Origin of the sequence: uncultured Sphingomonas sp., assembly GCF_964235535.1 — a bacterium.
Lineage (GTDB): Bacteria > Pseudomonadota > Alphaproteobacteria > Sphingomonadales > Sphingomonadaceae > Sphingomonas.
Genome location: NZ_CAXSBH010000021.1, coordinates 22,695 through 44,703 on the forward strand (window position 1 = coordinate 22,695; position 22,009 = coordinate 44,703).

At 70.0% G+C, this 22,009-nt stretch carries 27 protein-coding genes and 1 tRNA gene; 15 read left to right on the top strand and 13 right to left on the bottom strand.

Annotation, left to right across the window (positions count from 1 at the left end):
- Positions 1-2: 2 nt before the first annotated feature.
- The 7 genes from dnaQ (at position 3) to ACFE7F_RS08445 (ending at position 4,129) form a co-directional block, all read left to right on the top strand.
- Positions 3-689, top strand: coding sequence for a DNA polymerase III subunit epsilon (gene dnaQ, locus ACFE7F_RS08415; protein WP_375403405.1), 687 nt, complete (start codon positions 3-5; stop codon positions 687-689).
- A gap of 24 nt (positions 690-713) precedes the next feature.
- On the top strand, positions 714-1,328 hold the full coding sequence (gene hpf / locus ACFE7F_RS08420) for a ribosome hibernation-promoting factor, HPF/YfiA family (protein ID WP_375403406.1): 615 nt from the start codon (positions 714-716) through the stop codon (positions 1,326-1,328).
- 112 nt (positions 1,329-1,440) lie between these two features.
- Complete coding sequence (locus tag ACFE7F_RS08425) at positions 1,441-1,908, top strand: PTS sugar transporter subunit IIA (protein WP_375403407.1); 468 nt, start codon at positions 1,441-1,443, stop codon at positions 1,906-1,908.
- Entirely contained in the window at positions 1,859-2,350 is a 492-nt protein-coding gene (locus ACFE7F_RS08430) for a PaaI family thioesterase (RefSeq protein ID WP_375403408.1), read from the top strand. The genes ACFE7F_RS08425 and ACFE7F_RS08430 overlap by 50 nt, the downstream gene beginning before the upstream one ends.
- Entirely contained in the window at positions 2,347-2,685 is a 339-nt protein-coding gene (locus ACFE7F_RS08435) for a DUF1491 family protein (RefSeq protein WP_375403409.1), read from the top strand. Before ACFE7F_RS08430 ends, ACFE7F_RS08435 begins: the two co-directional genes overlap by 4 nt.
- Positions 2,686-2,894: 209 nt before the next feature.
- Complete coding sequence (locus ACFE7F_RS08440; RefSeq protein ID WP_375403410.1) at positions 2,895-3,497, top strand: cell wall hydrolase; 603 nt, start codon at positions 2,895-2,897, stop codon at positions 3,495-3,497.
- A gap of 140 nt (positions 3,498-3,637) precedes the next feature.
- Positions 3,638-4,129 carry an MmcB family DNA repair protein gene (locus tag ACFE7F_RS08445; protein WP_375403411.1) on the top strand — a complete coding sequence of 164 codons (492 nt, stop codon included), beginning with the start codon at positions 3,638-3,640 and terminating at the stop codon, positions 4,127-4,129.
- On the opposite strand, the gene ACFE7F_RS08450 is transcribed toward ACFE7F_RS08445, so the two are convergent.
- On the bottom strand, positions 4,126-4,722 hold the full coding sequence (locus tag ACFE7F_RS08450) for an ankyrin repeat domain-containing protein (protein ID WP_375403412.1): 597 nt from the start codon (positions 4,720-4,722) through the stop codon (positions 4,126-4,128). The genes ACFE7F_RS08445 and ACFE7F_RS08450 overlap by 4 nt on opposite strands.
- 77 nt (positions 4,723-4,799) lie before the next feature.
- On the opposite strand from ACFE7F_RS08450, the gene ACFE7F_RS08455 reads away from it, so the two are divergent.
- From ACFE7F_RS08455 to ACFE7F_RS08465, 3 genes are read left to right on the top strand one after another with little or no spacing between them, the layout of a single operon-like run.
- Positions 4,800-5,390 (top strand): SCO family protein, encoded by a 591-nt coding sequence (locus ACFE7F_RS08455; protein WP_375403413.1) that lies wholly within the window; start codon positions 4,800-4,802, stop codon positions 5,388-5,390.
- Positions 5,378-5,818: a YcgN family cysteine cluster protein gene (locus ACFE7F_RS08460; protein WP_375403414.1), complete on the top strand. Its 441-nt coding sequence runs from the start codon at positions 5,378-5,380 to the stop codon at positions 5,816-5,818. The genes ACFE7F_RS08455 and ACFE7F_RS08460 overlap by 13 nt, the downstream gene beginning before the upstream one ends.
- A gap of 50 nt (positions 5,819-5,868) precedes the next feature.
- Complete coding sequence (locus ACFE7F_RS08465; RefSeq protein WP_375403415.1) at positions 5,869-6,498, top strand: M48 family metallopeptidase; 630 nt, start codon at positions 5,869-5,871, stop codon at positions 6,496-6,498.
- Here ACFE7F_RS08465 and ACFE7F_RS08470 read toward each other — a convergent pair.
- From ACFE7F_RS08470 to asd, 6 genes are all read right to left on the bottom strand, one after another.
- Entirely contained in the window at positions 6,468-8,630 is a 2,163-nt protein-coding gene (locus tag ACFE7F_RS08470) for a transglycosylase domain-containing protein (RefSeq protein ID WP_375403416.1), read from the bottom strand. The two genes, ACFE7F_RS08465 and ACFE7F_RS08470, sit on opposite strands and share 31 nt — an antisense overlap.
- Positions 8,631-8,689: 59 nt before the next feature.
- Positions 8,690-9,085: a peptide-methionine (R)-S-oxide reductase MsrB gene (msrB, locus tag ACFE7F_RS08475; RefSeq protein WP_375403417.1), complete on the bottom strand. Its 396-nt coding sequence runs from the start codon at positions 9,083-9,085 to the stop codon at positions 8,690-8,692.
- A 38-nt stretch (positions 9,086-9,123) separates the two neighbouring features.
- Positions 9,124-10,212 (bottom strand): NAD(P)/FAD-dependent oxidoreductase, encoded by a 1,089-nt coding sequence (locus ACFE7F_RS08480; protein WP_375403418.1) that lies wholly within the window; start codon positions 10,210-10,212, stop codon positions 9,124-9,126.
- Positions 10,191-10,835, bottom strand: a complete 645-nt coding sequence (locus ACFE7F_RS08485; RefSeq protein ID WP_375403432.1) for a methyltransferase domain-containing protein — start codon at positions 10,833-10,835, stop codon at positions 10,191-10,193. Before ACFE7F_RS08485 ends, ACFE7F_RS08480 begins: the two co-directional genes overlap by 22 nt.
- Positions 10,836-10,867: 32 nt before the next feature.
- Positions 10,868-11,929, bottom strand: coding sequence for a type III polyketide synthase (locus tag ACFE7F_RS08490; RefSeq protein ID WP_375403419.1), 1,062 nt, complete (start codon positions 11,927-11,929; stop codon positions 10,868-10,870).
- Positions 11,930-12,061: 132 nt separating this feature from the next.
- Positions 12,062-12,946, bottom strand: a complete 885-nt coding sequence (gene asd / locus ACFE7F_RS08495) for an archaetidylserine decarboxylase (protein WP_375403420.1) — start codon at positions 12,944-12,946, stop codon at positions 12,062-12,064.
- A gap of 32 nt (positions 12,947-12,978) precedes the next feature.
- On the opposite strand from asd, the gene ACFE7F_RS08500 reads away from it, so the two are divergent.
- A complete protein-coding gene (locus tag ACFE7F_RS08500) occupies positions 12,979-14,652 on the top strand; it encodes an aminotransferase class III-fold pyridoxal phosphate-dependent enzyme (RefSeq protein WP_375403421.1) in 1,674 nt (557 codons plus the stop codon).
- Here the strand turns inward: ACFE7F_RS08500 and ACFE7F_RS08505 are convergent.
- From ACFE7F_RS08505 to ACFE7F_RS08520, 4 genes are all read right to left on the bottom strand, one after another.
- Entirely contained in the window at positions 14,637-15,236 is a 600-nt protein-coding gene (locus ACFE7F_RS08505) for a hypothetical protein (protein WP_375403422.1), read from the bottom strand. The two genes, ACFE7F_RS08500 and ACFE7F_RS08505, sit on opposite strands and share 16 nt — an antisense overlap.
- Positions 15,237-15,248: 12 nt before the next feature.
- Complete coding sequence (locus ACFE7F_RS08510; protein ID WP_375403423.1) at positions 15,249-15,899, bottom strand: class I SAM-dependent methyltransferase; 651 nt, start codon at positions 15,897-15,899, stop codon at positions 15,249-15,251.
- Between the two features lie 270 nt (positions 15,900-16,169).
- Positions 16,170-16,256: transfer RNA gene (locus ACFE7F_RS08515), tRNA-Leu, on the bottom strand.
- Positions 16,257-16,348: 92 nt separating this feature from the next.
- A complete protein-coding gene (locus tag ACFE7F_RS08520) occupies positions 16,349-17,080 on the bottom strand; it encodes a zinc-ribbon domain-containing protein (RefSeq protein WP_375403424.1) in 732 nt (243 codons plus the stop codon).
- Positions 17,081-17,236: 156 nt separating this feature from the next.
- On the opposite strand from ACFE7F_RS08520, the gene ftsE reads away from it, so the two are divergent.
- Genes ftsE through ACFE7F_RS08540 form a run of 4 tightly spaced genes read left to right on the top strand, consistent with a single transcriptional unit; the run spans position 17,237 to position 20,035 of the window.
- Complete coding sequence (ftsE, locus tag ACFE7F_RS08525; protein ID WP_375403425.1) at positions 17,237-17,941, top strand: cell division ATP-binding protein FtsE; 705 nt, start codon at positions 17,237-17,239, stop codon at positions 17,939-17,941.
- Positions 17,938-18,816 (top strand): cell division protein FtsX, encoded by an 879-nt coding sequence (locus ACFE7F_RS08530; protein WP_375403426.1) that lies wholly within the window; start codon positions 17,938-17,940, stop codon positions 18,814-18,816. The genes ftsE and ACFE7F_RS08530 overlap by 4 nt, the downstream gene beginning before the upstream one ends.
- Positions 18,813-19,349, top strand: a complete 537-nt coding sequence (locus ACFE7F_RS08535; protein WP_375403427.1) for a YdcF family protein — start codon at positions 18,813-18,815, stop codon at positions 19,347-19,349. Before ACFE7F_RS08530 ends, ACFE7F_RS08535 begins: the two co-directional genes overlap by 4 nt.
- The gene (locus tag ACFE7F_RS08540) at positions 19,346-20,035 is read left to right on the top strand and encodes a lysophospholipid acyltransferase family protein (RefSeq protein WP_375403428.1); all 690 of its coding nucleotides are present in this window, start codon (positions 19,346-19,348) and stop codon (positions 20,033-20,035) included. The genes ACFE7F_RS08535 and ACFE7F_RS08540 overlap by 4 nt, the downstream gene beginning before the upstream one ends.
- Positions 20,036-20,135: 100 nt before the next feature.
- Here ACFE7F_RS08540 and ACFE7F_RS08545 read toward each other — a convergent pair whose 3' ends face one another.
- Entirely contained in the window at positions 20,136-21,044 is a 909-nt protein-coding gene (locus ACFE7F_RS08545; RefSeq protein WP_375403429.1) for a prephenate/arogenate dehydrogenase family protein, read from the bottom strand.
- A 2-nt stretch (positions 21,045-21,046) separates the two neighbouring features.
- On the bottom strand, positions 21,047-22,009 hold a 963-nt coding region (locus tag ACFE7F_RS08550), incomplete at its 5' end, for a pyridoxal phosphate-dependent aminotransferase (protein ID WP_375403430.1).

The following is a 22,009-nucleotide window of genomic DNA, read 5'->3' on the forward strand; positions in this document are numbered from 1 at the left end:
CGATGCGCGAGATCGTCTTCGATACCGAGACCACCGGCTTCGACTTCTCGCGGGGCGACCGCCTGGTCGAGATCGGCTGCCTCGAGATCGTCAACCGCGTCGAGACCGGGCGCAGCTTCCACGCCTACCACCATCCCGAGCGCGCCATGCCGCCCGAGGCCGCGGCGGTGCATGGGCTCACAGACGCTTTCCTGTCGGACAAGCCGCTTTTCCACACGCGCGCCGACGAGCTTCTGGCGTTCCTGGGGGATGCGCCGCTCGTCGCGCATAACGCCACCTTCGATTTCGGCTTCCTCAACGGCGAGTTGCAACGCTGCGGCCGAGCCCCCGTTTCGCTCGATCGCATGGTCGACACCTTGCCCATGGCGCGCATCCGCCATCCCGGGGCCAAGCACACGCTCGACGCGCTCTGCTCGCGCTTCGGCATCGACCGCTCGCACCGCGTCCTCCACGGCGCTCTGCTCGACGCGCAGCTCCTGGCGCAGGTCTATGTGGAGTTGACCGGCGGTCGCCAGATCGGCTTGGGACTCCTCGCCGACACACCCGCGGCGCCCGCGCCCGCTGCCGTCGCTACCGAGCGGGTCGACCGCCCGGTCAGGGTTTTCGAGGTATCGGCGGGAGAACTTGCCGCCCACGGAGCGTTCATATCCACCCTCGTCGATCCTCTTTGGCGTTCGGCGACGCGGTGACGACAACAGAAACGGAGTGAGTTCATGGAGATTCGGGTATCGGGCCATCAGGTCGATGTGGGCGACGCGCTCAAGACCCACGTCGAGGACCGTCTCCAGGCGATCGCGACCAAGTATTTCGCCCGCGCGGTCTCGTCCAACGCCACCTTCGGCAAGGGGCCGCACGATAACGGCTTCACCTGCGACATCGTCACGCACGTCACGCGTGGGTTGGTGCTCAAGGGCCGTCACGACGCTCAGGACGCGCATCTCGCCTTCAATGGCGCGGCCGATCACATCGACAAGCAGCTCCGCCGTTACGGCCGCCGCCTAAAAGGGCATCATGTGGACACGGCCGATCTCACGGCGACCGCCGGGACCCTTGGGACTTCCGACAATGCGCGTTACACCCTGTTCCAAGACGGCCGCCACGATGAGGAGGAAGCGCCCGACGCCCCGCTCATCGTCGCCGAAACGCGTGTGGACGTGCCCGAGGCGAGCGTGGGCGATGCCGTGATGATGCTCGACCTGCGCAACACGTCCGCGCTGCTGTTCAAGAACTCCGGCACCGGTGACCACAACATGGTCTACCGGCGCGGCGACGGGACGATCGGCTGGGTGGAGCCTGGCGCAGAGGGGCAGCCCGCCACGGCCGGCTGACTCGCTCAAGCCCGGCCGGCGCAGCCCCGCTGCGACCGACGACGCGGCTTCGCCGCGGCGCTTCTTGCACTAGGAAGCGCCGCCCGCTCCCTCCCGCCTGGACTGTCCGCGAATGTCCGATCTGAGCGACCTGCTGCGGCCCGAAGCCGTCCTGTTCGACCTGGCAGGCGGCGGCAAGAAGGCTTTGCTCCAGACGATGGCCGGCATCGTCGCACCCCAGATCGGGATCGATGCACGCCATATCGCCGATCGCCTGAACGAGCGCGAACGGCTCGGGTCGACCGGCTTCGGCCACGGCGTCGCGATCCCGCATGGCCGCGTCGACGGACTGGAACAGATCGTTGCCGGCTTCGCGCGCCTCGCCCAACCGGTCGAATATCATGCGGTCGACGACCTGCCCGTCGACCTGATCTTCCTCCTGCTCTCGCCGGTTGACGCGGGTGCGGCCCACCTTAAGGCGCTCGCCCGCGTGTCGCGCACGCTGCGCGACCAGCGTTTCCTCGCCAAGCTGCGCGGAGCCGGCTCGCGCGATGCGCTCTACGCGCTATTCACGACGGACGAGGCGCGTGACGCGGCCTGAAGGCGAGGCGGCGCATCACCGGGCGCTGGAGTCGCTCTACGCCGCCGCCCCGATCAATACCTTGTTCCCTTCCACGCTCGAGATCGAGGCGGGCGGGGTCGCGCGCATCCGCTTCATGCTCGACAAGCGCCATTTCCACGCCGCCGGCGCGGTTCACGGCACCAGTTACTTCAAGATGCTCGACGACGCCGCCTTTTACGCCGCCAACAGCTTGGTTACCGACCGTTTCCTGCTCACCACCGCCTTCACGCTCTTGTTCACCCGACCACTCGGACCGGGACCCGTCGTCGCGGAAGGCCGCTGGATCAACGGCCGCCGGCGCGTCTTCAACGCCGACGCCCGCCTGCTGGACGCGAGCGGTGAGGAGGTCGCGCGCGGCACTGGCACCTTCATGCGCTCGCGCATCTCGCTGGCCACGCTCCCCGGATACGGGCTGGCGTGAGCGATCGCCTGCCCGCTTCGGTGGTCGCATCGGCGCTGATCCGCCGGGTCAACGACGCCGGCGGCTTTGCAACGGTGCGCGCCAAGGGCGACGCACAAGGAGGAACGCTTCTGCTGATCACGACGATGCGGGGCGGCGACGCGAAGCTTTTCGAACGCGGGATCGACTCGTCCGGGGCACCGGGACCGATCGACGCGACTCCAAGCAACGGGTCGATGGTCGCCGTGGAGGAGTATTGGCGCAGACGCCGCGCTCGCGATCCCGATCTATGGGTGATCGAACTGGACAGCCCGGACGCGGAACGGTTCGCCGCTGAAACCCTGCGCGCAGGTTGACGCTTCCGTCAGCCTAGACAACGGGAACTAATCGAAATCAGCGTTGTACCGAACCCGTGTGCGATACGGTGGCGGTTACGCAGTCGGGGGGCAATCCCGGACCGGTGCCACAGGCTTGCAATGTTCGAGCCGCGTCGCCCGTCCGCGAACCAACCGCATATTTGTGATAACCAGTGACGATTATTCAGCATGCCGCAACGATTGCGGCGATGACCCTGGCCCTTGGCGGCCTGGCACTCACTACGTCGACCAACGCCGCCGAACTCGATCGGCCCGCGCTTACCTCGGTTCTCATCACACCTGCCACGAACGTGCCAGTGCCGCCGCTGGTTCCAACCATTTTTCCGACGCTCGACCCTGAAGTACCTGCGGCGATCAAGCACGCGCCCGCGACCTTCAGCTCGCTCGATGCCGCCGTCGCCGCCCATGCGGCGGGCGAGACCGGCAACGAGGAGGCGCTCCGCTGCCTCGCCACCACCATCTATTTCGAATCCAAGGGCGAGCCGCTCGCTGGCCAGCTCGCGGTCGCCCACGTTGTCCTCAACCGCGCTAAGTCGGGCCGCTTCGCCTCCGACGTGTGCGGAGTGGTCAAACAGCGTGGCCAGTTCTCGTTCGTGCGTCGCGGCGTGCTGCCCGCGGTCGACGCCGTGAACCGTATGTATCGTACTGCCGAGGCCGTCGCCAAGGTCGCCCTAGCGTCTGCTTGGAAGAGCCCCGCGCCGAACGCCTTGTTCTTTAACGGCCGCAAGGTCGGACTGCCCGGGCGCTTGACGAAGGTCGCGCTGATCGGGAATCATGTTTTTTACAGGTGAAGTGCGGCCTGCGACGCCTCGTCGCAGGACTCGCACAAGCCCGGCCGGCGTAGCATAGCTACGACCGACGACGCGGCTTTGCCGCGGCGCATCCCCACCACACCCTTGTCCTGTTCGCTTCTTGTTCCTAAACGAAGGGCGTGCTTCTCCAAACACCTCCCTCCTGCATCGACCAGACCGACGGCGCGCTCTGCGCGGCCGATGTCGCGCGCGGCGTCATTCGCATGCTCCACCGCCATGACCTGACCGCGATGGCGGAGGTGCCGCTCGAGGGTGGCCGCCGCGCCGATCTGATGGCGATTGATGCTCGGGGACGTATCATCATCGTCGAGATCAAGGTGTCGCGCGCCGACCTGCTCGGCGACGGCAAGTGGCCGGACTATCTGGGCCATTGCGATCGCTATTACTGGGCATTGCCGGCCGGGTTCGACCTGTCCCCGCTCGACGCGGCACCGTTCCTGCCACACCGCACCGGCGTAATCGTCGCCGACCAGTATGAGGCGGAGATCGTCCGCGAAGCCGCGACGGCCTCGCTGCCCGCGCATGTCCGCAAGCGCTGTACGCTCGCCTTCGCACGCCGCGCGGCACGGCGGATGCTCGCGCTGACCGACCCCGACGCCTACGCGGTCTAGAGCTTGGGCCCCGATACCGCACGCGTCGCCCGCTTGGGCGCATCCTCCAGCAGCTTGGCGAGCGCCGGGTTGCGTGCGTCGCGCCGGGCGTAATCGCGCGCCGACATGCCCGCGACGTTGTCGGTCTGGTCGGGGTCCGCCCCTGCCGCCAAGAGCAGGCGCGTCACCGCCACGTCGCGCCGTTGGACCGCGCGGATGAGTGGAGTTTCGCCGCCACCATTGCCCAGGTCGACGCGCGCCCGGCCGGCGATCAGCACGGGGATCAGCCCGGCATGGCCGCCATCGACCGCGAGCAGCAGCGGCGTGTTGCCGCGCCCGTCGCGCAGGTTGGCGTCGGCACCCTTCTGAAGCAGATAGCGCGTGTAAGGCTCGTCGCCGCGCTTGGCGACGATGTGCAACGCGCCCTCCCCGTTGCCGCTGTCGCGCGTGTTGACGATGTTTGCGCCCGGCCGATCAAGGATCGCGAGCACGTCGTTGCCCTTGGCGGACTTGACCGCCTGGAGGAACTTGTAGCTCTCCGACTGCTGCTGCGCACCGGCCGGCACCGCCGGCGCGAGCAGGAGGGCGGCTTGGACAAAGGCTCTTGGCGACATCACGCGGCACCCCAGATATGGTCAGCCGGACACACGGCTTCATCCCCCGCCGCTAACAGAACAAGAATGGCCACGTCATGAACATTCGTTTCGTCCCCGCGGTCGCCGGCCTGGCGCTGCTGGTCGCAGGCTGCCGCGCGGCGAGCCCGCCCGAGCAGCCGCCGCTGGCGGGCGCGAGGATCGGCGGACCGTTCGCGCTCACGGACGAGAACGGGCGTACCGCGACCGACCGCGATCTCGCGGGCAAATGGCGCATCATGTATTTCGGTTACACCTTCTGTCCCGACATCTGCCCGACCGACGCACAGAATATCGGCGCGGGCCTCAAGAAGTTCGAGAAGGACGATCCCGAGCGAGGGGCGCGCGTCACGCCCGTGTTCATCACCGTCGATCCCGCGCGCGACACGCCCGCCGTGCTCAAGACGTTCACCAACGCCTTCCACCCGCGCATGCTCGGTCTGACGGGCAGCACAGAGGCGATTGCGCGAACCGCCAAGGCGTATGCCGTCTATTACGCCAAGGGCGATCTCGCGCCCGGCGGCGGTTATCTGATGGACCATCAGCGCGTCACCTACCTGATGGACCCGCAAGGTCGTCCCGTCGCGCTCCTGCCCGCCGACAAGAGCGCCGACGCGGTCGCGGCCGAGCTGGCACGGTGGGTGACGTGACGCGCTTCTGGGAGGACACGCCGCTCGACCGGCTCGACCGCGCCCAGTGGGAGCAGTTGTGCGACGGCTGCGGCAAATGCTGCATCCACAAACTTGAGGACGAGGATACGGGCGAGCTGGTCGCGACCAACGCCGCCTGCCGTCTGCTCGACCGGCGCAGCGGGCGCTGCTCCAACTACCGGCACCGCCGCGCGTTCGTGTCCGAATGCGTGCGGCTGACACCCGGCAACGTGCGCGGGATCGACTGGCTGCCGTCGACCTGCGCCTACCGCCTGCGCGCGGCCGGCGAGAAGTTGCCCGGCTGGCACCACCTCAATTCAGGCGACCCCGAGGCCGTCCACCGGGCGGGCGTGTCCGTGCGCGGCTGGACGATCAGCGAGGACGAGGCGGGCGACCTGGAGAACCACGTCGTCGACCGCGTGCTGTGACCCCCGACGCGTTCGAGGTCGTGCGTAACCCGCGTGCGAGGCGAGCGCGGTTGACCTTCGACCCGGCGAGCGGGCGCGCGCGGCTCGTGCTGCCCGCCCGCGCCGCGCTAAAGCCCGCGCTGGCCTGGGCGCGCGGAAAAGCCGACTGGATCGCGGAGCAACAAGCGGCGCTCCCCGAGGCGGTGCCCTTCGAGCCCGGCGCGGTGATCGAGGTCGCGGACGAGCGCCTCGAGCTTTGCTGGACGCCAGGTGGTCGTCGCGCTCTGATGCGCCACGGGGACCGGCTTCTCGCCGAAGGTCCGCCCGAGACGCTGCCCCGCCGCGTCGACGCCTGGCTCAGGCGCGCGAGCCTCGACCTGCTCGCCCGCGAGACGGCCGATTTCGCTGACAAGGCGGGCGTGGTCGTCGCCAGGGTCATGGTCGGCGACGCGCGGGGGCGTTGGGGCAGCTGCTCAAGCGGCGGCGCGATTCGCTATAGCTGGCGGCTGCTGCTCGCGCCCGGCTGGGTGCGCCGCGCCACCGTCGCGCACGAGGTCGCGCACCGCGTCCATATGCATCACGGCCCCGCCTTTCACGTATTGGTGCGCGAGCTGCTCGGGACCGACCCGACGCCTGCGCGCGCGTGGCTGCGAACGCACGGCGCGCGGCTTCACTGGATCGGTCGCTCGGCTTCCTCATAGCCGCGCGGCGGCTCGCGGCGGTACTCGCTGGGCGGCACCTCACGCCGATATGCACCGCGCGCCGGAGAGTCGCGGCGCGGCCAGTCGTCGCGCCCCGTCGCGCGGTCGATCCAGTCCTGGTCCATCCGGTCGGGCGATGCCCGCTCCTGCTCCGGGGGAGCCGGACGCGGATCGAACGCCGGCGCCGGCGGGGCGGCGGCGGGAGCTTCCCCGCCGTCCGCGAACGGGTTGCCGTTCTCGTCCACGTACGTCGTGTTGTCCGGCGCGCCGAAATAGCTCTCCTCGTCGGGTTCGATCTGCCATTCGGGGAGCGTCACCTCCGTCTCGAACTGCTCGATCGGGCGTTTGGCGACCGCCGCGCGCATGAATTGCGCGAACGCCCGCGCCGGGGCGCGGCCGCCCGACAGGCCCGCGACCGGCCGCGCATTGTCGCGCCCCATCCACACGCCCGTCGTCAGCCCGCTGGAGAAGCCCAGGAACCAGCCGTCCTTGGCGGAGGTTGTCGTGCCGGTCTTGCCCGCCACGGGCCGCCCGATCTGCGCCTCGCGCCCCGTGCCCGCATTGACCGCGGTCTGGAGCAGGTCGGTCATCTGCGCGGCGACATACGGCGCGACCAGCACGCGACTGCGGTCAACCTCGTGTCGGTAGATCTCCTGACCGTTCGCGGTCACGCGCGTGATGCCGAACGGCGCGACGGCCACGCCCTTGGACGCGACCGACGCGAAGGCGCGGGTCATGTCGATCAGCCGGACGGTGGAGGTGCCGAGCACCATCGAGGGATGCGTGTTGACCGCCGTCGTGATCCCGAACCGGCGCGCCATATCGGCCACCGTCGCGAAGCTGACTTCCTGCCCCAGCTTGGCGGCGATCGTGTTGAGCGAATAGGCGAAGGCGGTGCGGATCGAGACCACGCCCGAGTGCCGGCGCGAGTCGTTGCGCGGGCTCCACCCCTCGATCGTCACGGGCGCGTCGAGGACGGTGTCCTCGGGCTTGTGGCCGGCCTCCAGCGCGGCGAGATAGACGAACAGCTTAAAGGACGAACCCGGCTGGCGCTGCGCCTGCGTCGCGCGGTTGTAGATGGACGACACGTAGTCCTTGCCGCCCACCATCGCGCGCACCGCGCCGTCGCGGTCGAGCGAGACCAACGCGCCTTGCGTTCCCGCGGGCGCCTGCGCGCGGATCGCGGCATCGGCCGCACGCTGCATGGCGGGGTCGAGCGTGGTCCACACCTCCAGCGGCGCTTCCTGCTCGTCGATCAGCAGATCGAGCTGCGGCAGCGCCCAGTCGGTGAAGTAGCGTACGCTGTTCTGCTTGGGCGCCGGCTCCAGCCGCAGGTCCTGCGGATCGGCGTAGGCGGCCTCGGCCGGGCTGATCGCGCCGGTCTCCACCATCGTCTGCAGCACCACGCCCGCACGCCCTTGGGCGGCCTCGGCATCGGCGGTGGGGGAGTAGTTCGACGGCGCTTTCACCAGCCCGGCGATGACGGCGGCCTCCGCCAGGCTGAGCTGCCCCGCGCCGTGGCCGAAGAAGCGGCGGCTGGCCGCGTCGATGCCGTACGCGCCACCGCCGTAATAGACCTTGTTCAGATAGAGTTCGAGGATCTCGTTCTTGGAGAATTTGCGCTCCATCGCCAGCGCCAGGATCCATTCGCGGAACTTGCGCCCGAACTTTTTCTGGCTCGACAGAAATACGTTGCGCGCGAGCTGCTGGGTGAGCGTCGATCCGCCCTGCGTCCAGCGCCCGCGCTCCCACCGCACCTTGACAGCGCGCGCCAAGCCGATCGGGTCGACGCCGGGGTGGCTGCGGAAACGCCTGTCCTCGACCGACACCGTCGCGTCACGCATCACTCTCGGGATCTGGCCGTAAGGAAGCCACTGGCCGTAGCTGGGGCCGAGCGACACCAGGATCGATCCGTCGGCAGCGTGCACGCGGATCATCTGGCCGTTGGGCGACGATCGCAGCTGGTCGAAGCTCGGCAGCTGCGACCGCGTCACATACACCGCGACCACCAGCGCGCCGAGCGCAAGCAGCCCCAGCGCGAGAAGGACCTGAGACGTACGGACGATCCGCTGGCGCCAGGGTGAACGCCTGGGGGAAGTTGGACGCCGGGATGTGGGGGTACGCGATGCCATGGAACGCGCGCAGGGTTAGCGGGTCATGGTGAACGCGGCAATAACGCCGCGCCTTTCGCTCAGCCGCGCGGGCGGAACTCGAGCGACACCGAATTCATGCAGTAACGCCGGCCCGTGGGCGGCGGACCGTCGGGGAAGACGTGGCCCATATGGCTGTCGCACCGCGCGCACCGCGTTTCCGTCCGCGTCATGCCGTGGCTGACGTCGGTATGGTCGCTGACCCGGTCGGGCTCGATCGCTTGGCTGAAGCTCGGCCAGCCGGAACCCGAATCATACTTGTCGGCGCTGTCGAACAAGTCGAGCTGACACGCGGCGCAACGATAGACGCCGTCGGCCTTGTTGTCGTTGTAGCGGCCCGAAAAGGCGCGTTCGGTGCCAGCCTCGCGCAGCACGTTGAATTGCTCTGGGGAGAGGCGCTTGCGCCACTCGTTCTCGGACAGGTTCAGGCGTTCCATTCCGCTTATTTCGGCCCCCGGATGCTGGTCTTCAAGCCTCACATCATCCTGGTCGCGCGCGCAATCACCTGGATCAGGAACGGCGCGCGGGCGAGCCAGGGCAGGGCGCGCGGGGCGATCGGCCCCTCGGCCAAGTCGCGCACCAGCCCCGCCATGCGGACCGGAACTCCCGCGTCGTGGGCGAAGCGGCGCTGCCACCCCGCGCTCGCCGCCGCGCCGCCGTGCGCATAAGCGGCCGCCGCGGAACACCCGCTGGCGACCGCGATCCCCATGCCTTCGCCCGCCAGCGACGGGATGACCGCCGCCTGATCGCCGAGCCGGAACAGCCCCGCCACCCCCTTGCGCATGCGCCAGCCGTAAGGGACGTTTGCGACCGCATCGACGCCGCACCCCGACTCGCGCATCGCCAACCAGTCGCCGAATACGGGCGTCTCGCGCGCGATCGCCTGAAGGAGCGCATCGGGCGACCCCGCCTCGTGCAGTCGCGAACGGCGGACGGCGAGGCACAGATTCGCGGTCCCGTCCTCCTGCACGGCCAACCCGGCATAGCCGCGGTCGAACAGATGCAGCTCGATCGCGTCCTCGATCCGGCGACGCATCGCGTCGGTGGGCGCGATCCGGACGCGGAGCCCGAGCGCCGGGTCGTCGCCCGCTCCCGGAGTCGGCCGCGCGAGCCCGCGCAGGTCGTGCTTGCCCACGGCGAGGAACAGCGTGCCTGGCGACAGCGTCGTCCCATCCGCGAGCACCATCGATCCCGCCTCCGCGCTCCTGACCGCCACCCCGCGCTCCACACCCGCGCCCGCTCGCTCAGCCTCGGCGAGCATGACCGTATCGAACGTACGCCTGGACACCGCCAGCGCCGGGCGGGGGAGGGGAGCCTCGACCTCGCGCCCGCTTGCGAACACGTGGACGCGGCCGATCCGTCGCCGGCTGAGCCTGTCGGGATCGATGCCCAGAGCGTGCAGCCGGTCGAGCGTCCGCCAGCTCAGGAACCCGCCGCACAGCGCGTCGCCCGTCTCACGCGAGCGCTCGAGCACCACCGGCCGCGCACCGCCGCGCGCGAGCACGATCGCCGCGGCGCTGCCGGCCGGCCCGGCTCCGACGATCAGCGCAGTCGTTCGACGCATAGCCGGAACGGAAAGGCGCGGAACACGCGCGCGCCGTCGACGCCCGCCTCCGCCAGGATCGCCCGCCATTCGAGCGGACGAAACGACCGGGCGATCGATACGCGCCCATCATGGCGCACGACCGGGTGCCAGCGGGCGAGGGCGGCGAGCAGCGGCCACCCCGCATGCGCGACCCGGTGGCGGTGGACATCGTTGACGAACCAACTCCGCGCGTTGGCTTCCATGAATCGAAGAAAGGCGATCAACTGCACGGGCGTCATATGGTGCGTCACCAGGTTGGATACGACCGCGTCCCATCCGCCGCCCTGATCGGCGTAATCGCCCGTCACGTAGCGGATGGGCATATCGCCCGGCGTATGCGCAGCGGCTGCGGGCTGGCTGCGCGGATTGAGATCGACGCCGACCAGCTCCGCCGTGACGTCATGCCGCACGGCCCAGCGCGCGACGGCGCGCAGCATGTCGCCGTCGCCGAAACCGACATCGAGCAGTCGCAACCGGCCGTTCCGAACCGCGCGCGTCAGAAAGGCGAGCGTGGGCCGCCTGGCGAGCGTCACCGTGTTCACGCGCGCTAAATCACCGACCGCCGCGGCATAGATAGCGGCGTCGAGGTCGTCGGCATCCATCAACTCGTCGGCGGTAGAGCGAACGCCGAGACTCAAGTGGGGCTCCGGAAACCAAAGCCTTCAGCAGCCAGGCCGGGTCCGAAAGCGAGCGCCAGCCCCTCCTTGATCGCCGGCCCTGCAAGCAACCGGGCGAGCACGAACATCAACGTTGCCGACGACATGTTGCCGTTCTCGGCGAGCACCGCGCGCGAGCTGTCGAGCGCATGTGGAGGCAACCGGAACGCGTTCTGCACCGCGTCGAGGATCGACCGTCCGCCCGCATGCACCGCCCAGCCGTCGATCAGCTCTGCCGGGCGTCCGCCGGTCGCGTGGTGGGCAAAATCGGTGTTCGCCAGCGCGTGCGCGATCCGGCCCGGCACCTCGCCCGACAAGTGCATCGCAAAGCCGTGGTCGGTGATGTCCCACCGGATCAGCGAGTCCGAATCGGGGAGCGTCGTCGCGAACGGCCGGTCGATCGCGAAGCCATGGGGGTCGGCGGTCACGAGCGCCGCCGCTGCACCATCGCCGAACTGGAGCATGGCGAGCAAGGGTTCAAGATCATTTACCTCCTGCAGATGCAGGGTGGACAGCTCGACCGTGACGACGAGCACGCGCGCGCCCGGGTCGGAGCGGACGATGTGGCGCGCGCTGCGGAGCGCGGCGACCGCGGCGTAGCAGCCCATGAAGCCGACCAGCAACCGCTCGACCGAAGACGACAACGCCAGCCGGCGCGCGACGATCTGGTCGATGCCCGGTGCCACGAAACCGGTGCAACTCGCCACCACCAGATGCGTGATCCCGTCCAGCGGGATTCGCTCGGCCAACGCCGAGACGGCTCGGAGCACGAGTTCGGGCGCGGCCTGGGCATAAACGGCCATGCGGCGCGCGGTACCCGGGCGCTCGCCGTGATAGAAGCCGTCCGCCTCGACAGGCGAGCCGCCGCCCGGCGTCTCCGGGAGAACCGACCAGCGGTGACGGATGGCGGCGCGCGTCGCCATGCGGTCGAACAGCCTGGCCTCGCGCGGCGACACGCGCGCGCGCGCCCAGGCGATGAAGGCGTCGTGGATGTCGTGAGCAGGCACCGCGGTGCCGATGGCGTTGATGTGGGGCGTCAAGCGTGCGACTCGGAGGAACGGAAGCCCTCAACGCGCCAACCGCGATAAGTGCCCCGCACGCACCAGGGTCTGGAGGCGGGGCGGATGTGCGAACGATGATCGCTAGGTCGGGGTGGGTGACGTCGGAGGACGTCACAATGCCTGCAGCCGGGCCAGCGGCTCGCCCGCGCGGATCGGGCGCCCTTCCTCGACCTCGAAATCGAGCGTCACGCCTTTCGGAAGGAAGACGAGAATGGTGGAGCCGTGCTCGAACCAGCCCATCTCCGCACCCTTCGCGAGCGTCGCCGCGCAAGGAACGCGCGTCGACCCGATCTCGCGAAGCATCCGCTCGGTATCGAGACAATGGAGGCGGATGCTGGCCACCAGGATCGCGGCGACGGGAACCAGCAGCATCGAAATTTGCGAATTCGCGAGCCGCGCCTCGATCACCGCCCGCTCGTTGCGGCAAAACAGGCGTTCCACCCGCTTCAACGCTATCGGGTTCACGTTCCAGCAGTCACCCGACAGGTACGTCACGCCTTCGACGATCAGGTCGTGCGGTGCGTGGAAGCGGTGGTACATGCCCGCGGTCAGGCGCAGGGTCACGAAGCTTCCGCCACGAAACCGATCGGCCACGGCCGGGTCGGGCAACAGGTCGCGCAACCGGTACGGGAAACCCTTGACCTGATGGAGCCGGTCGCCCTCGATCGCGCCGTGCGCGCCGACGATGGCGTCGCAGGGGCTCGCCACCACCGCCGGGTCGGGGTCGAAGTGGCGGGCGCCTGATTTCAGGGCGCGGGTGAAGCCGTGACGCAACGACCGGAAGCGCGTTTCCGCCGAGTCGGACAGGTCGACGTCCCCGAACACGCGCCACAACGCGATCGCCGGCACCCGCACCATCGGGTGCTCCGCGCGCGCGACCCGGCCGACGAACCGCGTCGCCAATCGCCTGGGCAGTCGGTTGGTCAGGAGGAAATTGACGTCCTCGTGCAAGAGCACGCGCATGACGCCCGCCATCATGCCGCCGACCGGTGTCATGGCCGCGTCACGCCGATGCGCTTGGGTTCGGCATGATCTTTCTGCTCCTCCCCCTCGCCGCGGCGGGCGCGGGCCTGCTCGCCGCGACGAAGGGCCGCGCGCGGGTCCGGCTGTCCCGCGCCAAGCACCGTTCGCTCGGCGGTCATGTCCGCCTGGCCAAGCGCGTGGCCGGGTCGATCCCATTCTACGAATATGCCGACGACCGCTTCTTCAATGTCGACGGCGCGGCCGCCAACGTGTCGGAGCTGCGTCGCGCAGGATTTCAGCGGCTCGCGGCATCGTATGCCGAGCTGTTCCCGCGCACGCTCGAGCTCACCCGCGAAGCGCGGGAGGGCTATAGCGACCTGCAGTTCACGGGTGCGTACCGCGTACCGTTCCAATTCAGCCGCCGCGTGCGCGAGGCGCTCGGCGTCGGCGCGTTCCTCGAGCGTTCGGACGGACCGATCCTGTGGGACCTGGACGGCAACCGCCTGATCGACCTGACCGGCTCCTACGGCGTCAACCTGTTCGGCCACGAATTCTACAAGGAGACGATCCGCGAAGGCGCGGCCGCGGTGGAGGCGCTGGGCCCCGTATTGGGCGGGCTGCATCCCGTCGTCGCCGACAATGTCGGCCGGTTGCGCGCGCTGACGGGGATGGACGAGCTGTCGTTCCACATGTCGGGGACGGAGGCGGTGATGCAGGCGGTGCGGCTTGCGCGCTATCACACCCGTCGCCGCCGCATCGTGCGCTTCGCGGGCGCCTATCATGGCTGGTGGGGCGACGTGCAGCCCGGCATCGGCAATCCCGTTCCCGAGGACGGTACGCTCACGCTCGCCGAGCTGTCGGACCGGACGCTGGACGTGATCCGCCGTCGGCGCGACATCGCCTGCGTGCTGGTCAACCCGCTCCAGGCGCTCCACCCCAACGGGGCCGCGCCGTCCGACGGGCAGCTCGTCGCGGGCGGTCGGCGCGCGGGCGTCGACCGCGAGGGTTACGCGGCGTGGCTCGTCCGGCTGGCCGAGGCATGCCGAGCGGGCGGGGCCGTGCTGATCTTCGACGAGGTATTCGTCGGTTTCCGCCTCGCGCCCGGCGGGGCGGCCGAATATTTCGGGGTGCGCCCCGACATGGTGACCTATGGCAAGACGCTTGGCGGCGGATTGCCGGTGGGCGTGCTCGCCGGGCCGCACCGGCTCATGAAGCGGTGGCGCGACGACCGGCCGGTCGACATCTGCTTCGCGCGCGGCACGTTCAACGCGCATCCCTATGTCATGGGCGCGATGAACGCGTTCCTGCGCCGGCTGGATCTGCCGGAGGTGCGGGCGCTCTATGATGGGCTCGACGAGCGTTGGGACGGGCGCGCCGCCCGGCTGAACGCCCTGCTCGCCGCCGAAGGGCTGCCGGTGCGCGTCGCCAATCTCCAGACGATCTGGACGGTGCTTTACGACGCGCCGTCCGCCTATAACTGGATGCTGCAATTCTATCTCCGCGCGCACGGGCTGGCGTTGAGTTGGGTGGGCACGGGGCGGCTGATCTTCAGCCTGGACATCGACGACGCACTGTTCGACGAGATCGCCGAGCGTTTCGTCGCGGCCGGGCGGGCGATGCGCGACGACGGCTGGTTCCATTGCCCGCAGGGTACGACCGGGAAACAGGTCCGCCGCCGAGTGCTCCGGGAGGCGTTCGCGGCGCGTTTCCGCCGGAAGCGTGTTCAGGCTGCCTCCTGACGATCCATTCGCTCGCCGCGCAGCAGCCGAGCGGGTGCTCCCCGATACAGCTTGAAGTCGTTCAACGGGTCGGTGACGATCTTGGTCGCCCAGACCAGCCCCGTCTCGACATCGCGCTGGACGAAGAGCTGCAGCGAGCGGAAAGCGATCGCGCCTACCCCCAGGAACAGCCACGCCGTGCCCACGCGGCGCAGGGTCGTCGTCCAATCCGCAGGCATGTCCAACACGCCCCATAGCGTCGGTTGCACGACCAAGACGACGGGCACGGACGCCCACAACGACATCAGCACCCATTTGCGGAACAGATTATAGCCGACCTTGATCTCCTCCTTGTGAGCGTGGGTCGCGTCGTTCCGGTGATCATAGCCCTTGGGCTCGAAGAAGAAATGGCCGGCCTGGCGGCTGGTCATCGCCACGCCCCAGGCCAGCAGGCTCGCCACCGCGGCGTCCACGAACAGCAGCATGTACGCCGCGATGAAGGTGCAGGCGCTGACGAAATGGAGGCTCTGGTTGACCAGGCTGTGATGGTAGAAGCGGTGGTCGTCCCAACGCTGCTCGGCGAGTTGGGCGCGGAAGCTGGACATCGAAGAGGTTCCTTAGCGGGCGGCGTGCTTGGCGAAGCGGACGAGCGAGAAATGGCCGAGCGGGGGAAGCGGACGGCGCTCGAGCAGTGACACGTCGTCGCGATCGGCCAGCCAGTCCTCGTAGAGCGACCAGGGAAAATCGGTGCGGAACCCCAGACGACTGGTCACGGGCATCAGCCCCCGCTCGATCGCGCCGCGCATTCCGCCATCCGCGCCGACGCGGGTGGTGACAATGATCTCGCCGCCCGGCCTGCACACCCGCGCCAACTCGTCCAGCGCGCGCTCCGGGTTGGGCACGGCCGAAACCACATACTGCGCGACCACCGCGTCGAACGAGCCGTCGGCGTAGCGCAACCGCTCGGCGTCGCCGAGCTCGACCGCTTCCACATGGGCGAGCCGGAGGCGGCGTACCCGTTCGCGCGCCTTCTCCAGCATCGCCTCCGACAGGTCCATTCCGACCACGCGGCTCCGGTCGGAATAGTGGGGGAGGGATATGCCCGTGCCGACGCCCACCTCCAGGATGCGGCCGCCGACCCGCTCCGCCGCGTCCACCGCCGCGGCGCGTCCCCGGCTGAATACGGGGCCGAAGACCAGGTCGTATATCGGGGCCCAACGATCATAGGCCTTGGCGACCCCTGCGGCGCTCATGGTCGTGATTTGCAAGATGTTCTCCTGCCCGATCCGATCGCGGCTCGGAGCCGAACGCGCCGTAGCACCGGCATATTTCGATGAAGCGACGTTTTTGCTTCATCTTTGTCTCGCCGAAGCCTCCGTTCCGTCACGCTGAGTCCGTTGCTCGAACGGGGCCGGCCCATGACGGCCGAGCTTCCGCGACCGCGTGGAGATCATGAACTCCCGCACTTCCGGCCTTTGCTCGGGAACTCCGAGGTGAAGCGCAGCGGGATCAACGATGGGCGGGGGAGGGATCGTTCATGGTGCGGCCGAGAAGACTCGAACTTCCACGTCCTTTCGGACACAGCCACCTCAAGGCTGCGCGTCTACCAATTCCGCCACGGCCGCACGTGATACCGTCGATCGCGCGGATCGACGGCGGGTAGGCGAGCGTCCCTAGCGCAGCTCACCGGAAGGCGCAACGCCAAAGCCGGAGGGTGTCAGCCCTCCCGCCCCGCGAAGCTCAGCTCCAGCCGCTTGGAATTGGCGGGCACGTCGAGCTTGGCCGAATTGAAGTCGATCGCGCCGCCCGGCGCAAGCGAGCGTCGCTGGGGCGTGATCGTCCAGCTATAGACCAGCCGTCCGCCCTCGTCGCGCAGCTCGGCGCGGATGTCGGGCACGCGCTGCGACGCTCCGCTCGGATTGAGCACCTGGCCGCTGACCGCAAACAGCTCGGAGCCGTTATCGAGCTCGCGCCGCTCTATCGGATTGTCCTTGATGCGGAGCGGACTCTCGGCGGCGGCCGCGAGCCCGAGCCGGCTCGCGATGTCGGGCGCACCCAGATACAGGATCGCGCCCGTGCCGCCGAGCATAAGCAGACCCGCCGCGATCGCCGCCGCCGTCCGACGCCGCGCGGGGTTGCGGCGCGCGGGCGCGTCGGGCTCGTGGCGCGCCTTGGCGGTCGGCTCGATCCGAGGCGCGATCGGCGGTGGGGGCGCGGCGACGGGAGCGGGCGCAGGTTGGGACTCGGGCGCACGCTCGATCGGTTCGGGTCGCGGCGCGATCGCGGGCGTCGCGGCTTGAGGCGTGACTTCGGCGACCGGCTCGGGCTCGGTCGCCGCCTGGAACCAGCTGTGGCGGCACTGCGCGCACCGCACGGTCCGCCCGCTGGCCCCGACCGCGCTGTCGGGCACCAGATAGCGGGTGCTGCACTCGGGACATTCCAGGATCATCGGGCGTTTACCGGACGTAGGCGAGGGCATCCCGCATCGGTCGGGGAGGGGTAAAGCACGTCCGAGCGCGCGCTTGCAAGGGTCGTGGGGAACGATCCGCCACGCCGCGTCGGTCGTCTTGCGACGCGGGCCGAAGCTTGTAAACGTCGCCCGCGCATGACGACCATCGTCCAATTCGAGAATGTCGGCTTGCGATACGGCACGGGACCCGAAACGCTGTCCGACATCAGCTTTTCACTGGGACCCGGCGCGTTCCATTTCCTTACTGGCGCGTCGGGGGCGGGCAAGACATCGCTGCTGAAGCTCCTGTATCTTGCGCAACGGCCGAGCCGGGGCGTGATCCGGCTGTTCGGCGAGGACGCGGTCACCATGCCGCGCGCGCGACTGCCCGGATTCCGGCGGCGGATCGGCGTGGTGTTCCAGGACTTCCGGCTCGTGCCGCATTTGTCCGCCTGGGACAACATCGCGCTCCCGTTGCGCGTCGCGGGGGTGGTCGAGGCCGATCTGGAGCAGCCGGTGCGCGAGATGCTCGGCTGGGTCGGACTCGCCGAGCGGGCGCATGCGCGGCCTGCGACCTTGTCCGGCGGCGAGCAACAGCGCGTCGCCATCGCGCGCGCGGTGATCGCGCGGCCCGAGCTGCTCGTCGCCGACGAGCCGACCGGCAACGTCGACCCGGAGATGGCCGACCGGCTGATGAACCTGTTCGAGTCGCTCCACCGGCTCGGCACCACCGTCGTGATCGCGACGCACGACCTCCATCTGCTCGGCCGCGTTCCGCACGCGCAGATGCTCCGGCTCGACCGGGGTCACCTGCTCGATCCGACCGGCGGGCTGCGCTACCCGCCGCGCGCGCCATCATGAGCGGGGGCGGGGAGACCGGCACCCGAGTCCTCGACGAGGCGGGGGGACTGCGCGCGATGACGGGGATCATGGGGATCATGCTGTTCCTGCTGATGCTCGCCGCCGCGCTTGGGCTGGGGACGCTCGGCGCGGCGCGGACGCTCGACCGGCGGCTCGCCGGGCGGTTGACGGTTCAGGTCGTCGACGGTGACCCGGCCGCGCGCGACGCCGCCGCCGAGCGGGTGACCCGGGCCTTGCGCTCCTCGCCCGGCGTCGCGCGCGTCCGGCCGGTAGGCCAGGCGGAGCTGCGCCGGTTGGTCGAACCCTGGCTTGGCTCCGACGCGGGCGTGGGCGCGCTGCCGATCCCCGCGCTGATCGATGTCGACCTGACCGGCGAGGGCGCCGCGCCCGCCGTCGCCGCGGCCGTCAGGCGCGCCGCCCCGACCGCGCGCGTCGACCGGCATGCGGCGTGGATGTTGCCCGTCAGCCGCTTCATGGCGCTGCTGACCGGGCTCGCCGCCGCGCTGGTCGGGGTGCTGGCGGCGGCGACGCTCGCGGTGGTGGTGCTTGCGGTGCGCAGCGGGCTCGACGTCCACCGCGGCACGATCGAGGTCATGCACATGCTGGGCTCGACCGACATCCAGGTCGCGCGGCTGTTCCAGCGGCGGATCGCGATCGACGCGCTGATCGGCGGAGGGGTGGGCGGGCTGATCGCGCTGGGCGTCGTGTGGCTGCTCGGCCGACAGCTCGGCGCGCTCGGGTCGGAGCTGCTGGGCGGCGTGACGCTGGCGCGGCGCGACTGGATCCTGCTGCTGCTGCTCCCGCCGGCCTTCATGCTGCTCGCGGCGGCCGCGGCGCGGCGCGCGGTGCTCGGCCACCTGGCGCGCACGCTGTGATCCTGCGGCTGCTGTCCGCGTTGGTCATCGCCTGGGGCCTGGGATTCGCGGCGTTCAGCGTGTCGCTGCCCGGCCCGCTGTCCGGCGCGACCACCGATGCGATCGTCGTGCCGACGGGCGGGCCGGGCCGGATCGACCGCGGGCTCGAGCTCATGGCGGCCAAGCAGGCCAGGCGCATGCTGGTGACCGGCGTGGGCGCGGGCGTCCGGCCGCGTGATCTGGCCGCGACCTACGACGTGCCGCCGCGGCTGTTCCGCTGCTGCGTCGATCTCGGCCGCGAGGCGGTCGATACGCGGTCGAACGCGGAGGAGACCGCGCGCTGGCTGCGCGGGCACCGCTACCGCACCGTGCGGCTCGTCACGGAGGATTGGCACCTGCCGCGCGCGCGGATGGAGCTGGAGGCGGCGATGGGGCGCGACGCGGTGATCCTGGGCGACGGGGTGCCCGGCGAGCCGCGTTTCGGAACGCTCGTCAATGAATACAACAAGCTGCTGCTGCGCCGCGTCGCGCTGTGGGTAGGGATCGGCGGATGAACGGCTTCCGGACCCTCCTGTACCGGCTGATCTTCTATGCGGGGTCGGTGCCGATCGTCGGCACCGCGCCGATCTCCGCGCTGTTCGGGCGGCGGGCGGCGATCAACCACGCGCTCGCCTGGTTCACCTGGCACCGCTGGTGCACCCGCTGGATCGTCGGCATCCGCACGCGCGTCGAGGGAACCTGGCCGACCTATCCGGTCCTGTATGCGGGCAAGCACCAGGCGATGTTCGAGACGATCGAGGTCGCGCTGATGCTCGGCGGGCCCGCGATCGTGCTCAAGCAGGAGCTGACCCGGATCCCGTTCTGGGGCTACGCCACGCGCAAATACGGCCACATTTCGGTGGACCGCGAGGCTTCGGCCAGGATGCTTCGCCGGATGATGGCCGAAAGCGCCGAGCTGAAGGCGGAAGGACGGTCGATCCTGATCTTTCCGGAAGGAACGCGGGTGCCGCCGGGCGAGCAGCCGCCGCTCCGGGCCGGATTCGCGGGACTCTACAAGGTGCTGAAGCTGCCAGTGATCCCCGTGGCGGTCGATAGCGGGCTGGTCTGGCCCCGGCACGGCCCCAAGCGCCCCGGCGTGATCACGATCCGCTTCGGCGAGGAAGTGCCCCCCGGCCTGCCGCGCGAGGAGGCGGAAGCGCGGGTGCATGCGGCGATGAACGCGCTGGAGGTGTCGTTGTAGGCGGCACCGGCCCGCTCCCCCACCCGGCCGCCCATCCAGGATATTCTGTGGGCGGCCGGGTGGGGGAGCGGGCCGGTGCCGCGTCCGGCGTCAGTCGGACCTAAGGATGTGAGCGCCCGAAATCCTGCCCGTCATCGTCCTGCCCCTGCTCGACGACCGAGCGGCGGACGGCGCGGGTGCGGGTGAACAGCTCCTCCAGCGCGTCGCCGTCGCCCCAGCGGATCGCCCGGCTGAGCGCGGACAGGTCCTCCGAGAAGCGGCCGAGCATGTCGAGCACCGCCTCGCGGTTGGACAGGAACACGTCGCGCCACATGACCGGGTCGGACGCGGCGATGCGGGTGAAGTCGCGAAAGCCGCCCGCCGAGTATTTGATCACCTCCGACCGCGTCACCTCCTCCAGGTCGCTCGCGGTGCCGACGATGGTGTAGGCGATCAGGTGGGGCAGGTGGCTCGTCACCGCGAGCACGCGGTCGTGATGGTCGGGGTCCATGCATTCGACCTGCGCGCCCAGCTCGCGCCAGAAGGCGGAGACCCGTTCGACCGCCCATGGCGGCGAGGCGCTCGTCGGGGTGAGGATGCACCAGCGGCCCCGGAACAGCGTGGCGAAGCCCGCCTCCGGCCCGCTGCGCTCGGTGCCCGCGACCGGGTGCGCGGGGACGACCGCGACGCCGGGGAGCGCTTCGGCCAGCGCGCGCGAGACCGATCCCTTGCACGACCCGACATCAGTCACGACGACGCCGTCGGGCAGGTCGGCCGCGAGTTCGGCCGCGACCGCGCCGATCTGGCCGACGGGGACGCACAGGATCACCAGGTCGGCGTCGATCACCGCCGCGCCCGCAGAGTCCGCGACGTCGTCGCACAGCTTCAGGCCCACCGCCGCCGCGCGCACCTCCGGGCTGGCGTCGTGACCCGTCAGCCGCACGGTCGGCATCGCCGCCCGCACCGCGCGCGCGACCGACGAGCCGATCAGCCCCAACCCGATCACCGACACGCGCGTGAAGGGAAGCAAGTTCAGGCCGTCCGCTCGACCAGCCGGCGGAGCGCGGCGGCGACGCCGCGCGTCTCGTCCGCCGTCCCGATCGTGATGCGCAGCGCCTGGGGCAGCTTCTGGCCGGGGAGCCAGCGGACGATGTAGCCCTCGTCCATCAGGCCCCGGTACGCCGCCTCGGCGGTCAGGCGACCCTCGAACACGACCAGCACGAAATTGGCCTGGCTGGGGATCGCGCGCAGGCCGGCATTGCCGAGACTCGCGACCTCGCCCGCGAACCAGCGGCGGAGCTCGGCGTTCTCGGCCCGGCAACGTCCCACCCAGTCCGGATCGGCGAGCGCGGCGACGGCGGCGTGCTGGCCGGCGATCGTGACCGAGAAGGGCAGGCGAATGCGGTGCATCGCCTCGATGATCGGGGCGGCGGCGTAACCCCAGCCGATCCGCTCGGCGGCCAGCCCGTACATCTTGGAGAAGGTGCGCGTTACGAGCACGTTGGGCGCGGTCGCGGCGAGTTGCATCGCGCCGTCGTCCTCCCCCTCGTCGATATATTCGGCATAGGCGTGGTCGAGCACGAGCAGCACGTGCGGGGGCAGCGCGGCGTGAAGCCGGGCGATCTCGCCGCGCGGGGCGTAGGTGCCCGTCGGGTTGTTCGGATTGGCGATGAACACGATGCGCGTCCGCTCGGTGACGCAGGCGAGCACCGCGTCGATGTCGGTGGCGTAGTCGCGGTCGGGAGCGATCACCGGGGTCGCGCCGTTCCGCCGCGCCGCGATCTCGTAGACCGCAAAGCCGTAGCGCACGAACACCACCTCGTCGCCGGGCCCCGCGAAGGCGCCCGCCGCCAAGTGCAGCACCTCGTCCGAGCCGTTGCCGTAGATGATGCGCCCCGGATCGATGCCGTGCGTCGCCGCCAGCGCATCGCGCACGATCGTCGCGCCCGCGTCCGGATAGCGCTCCAGGCTGTTCGCGGCCTCCGCGAACGCCGC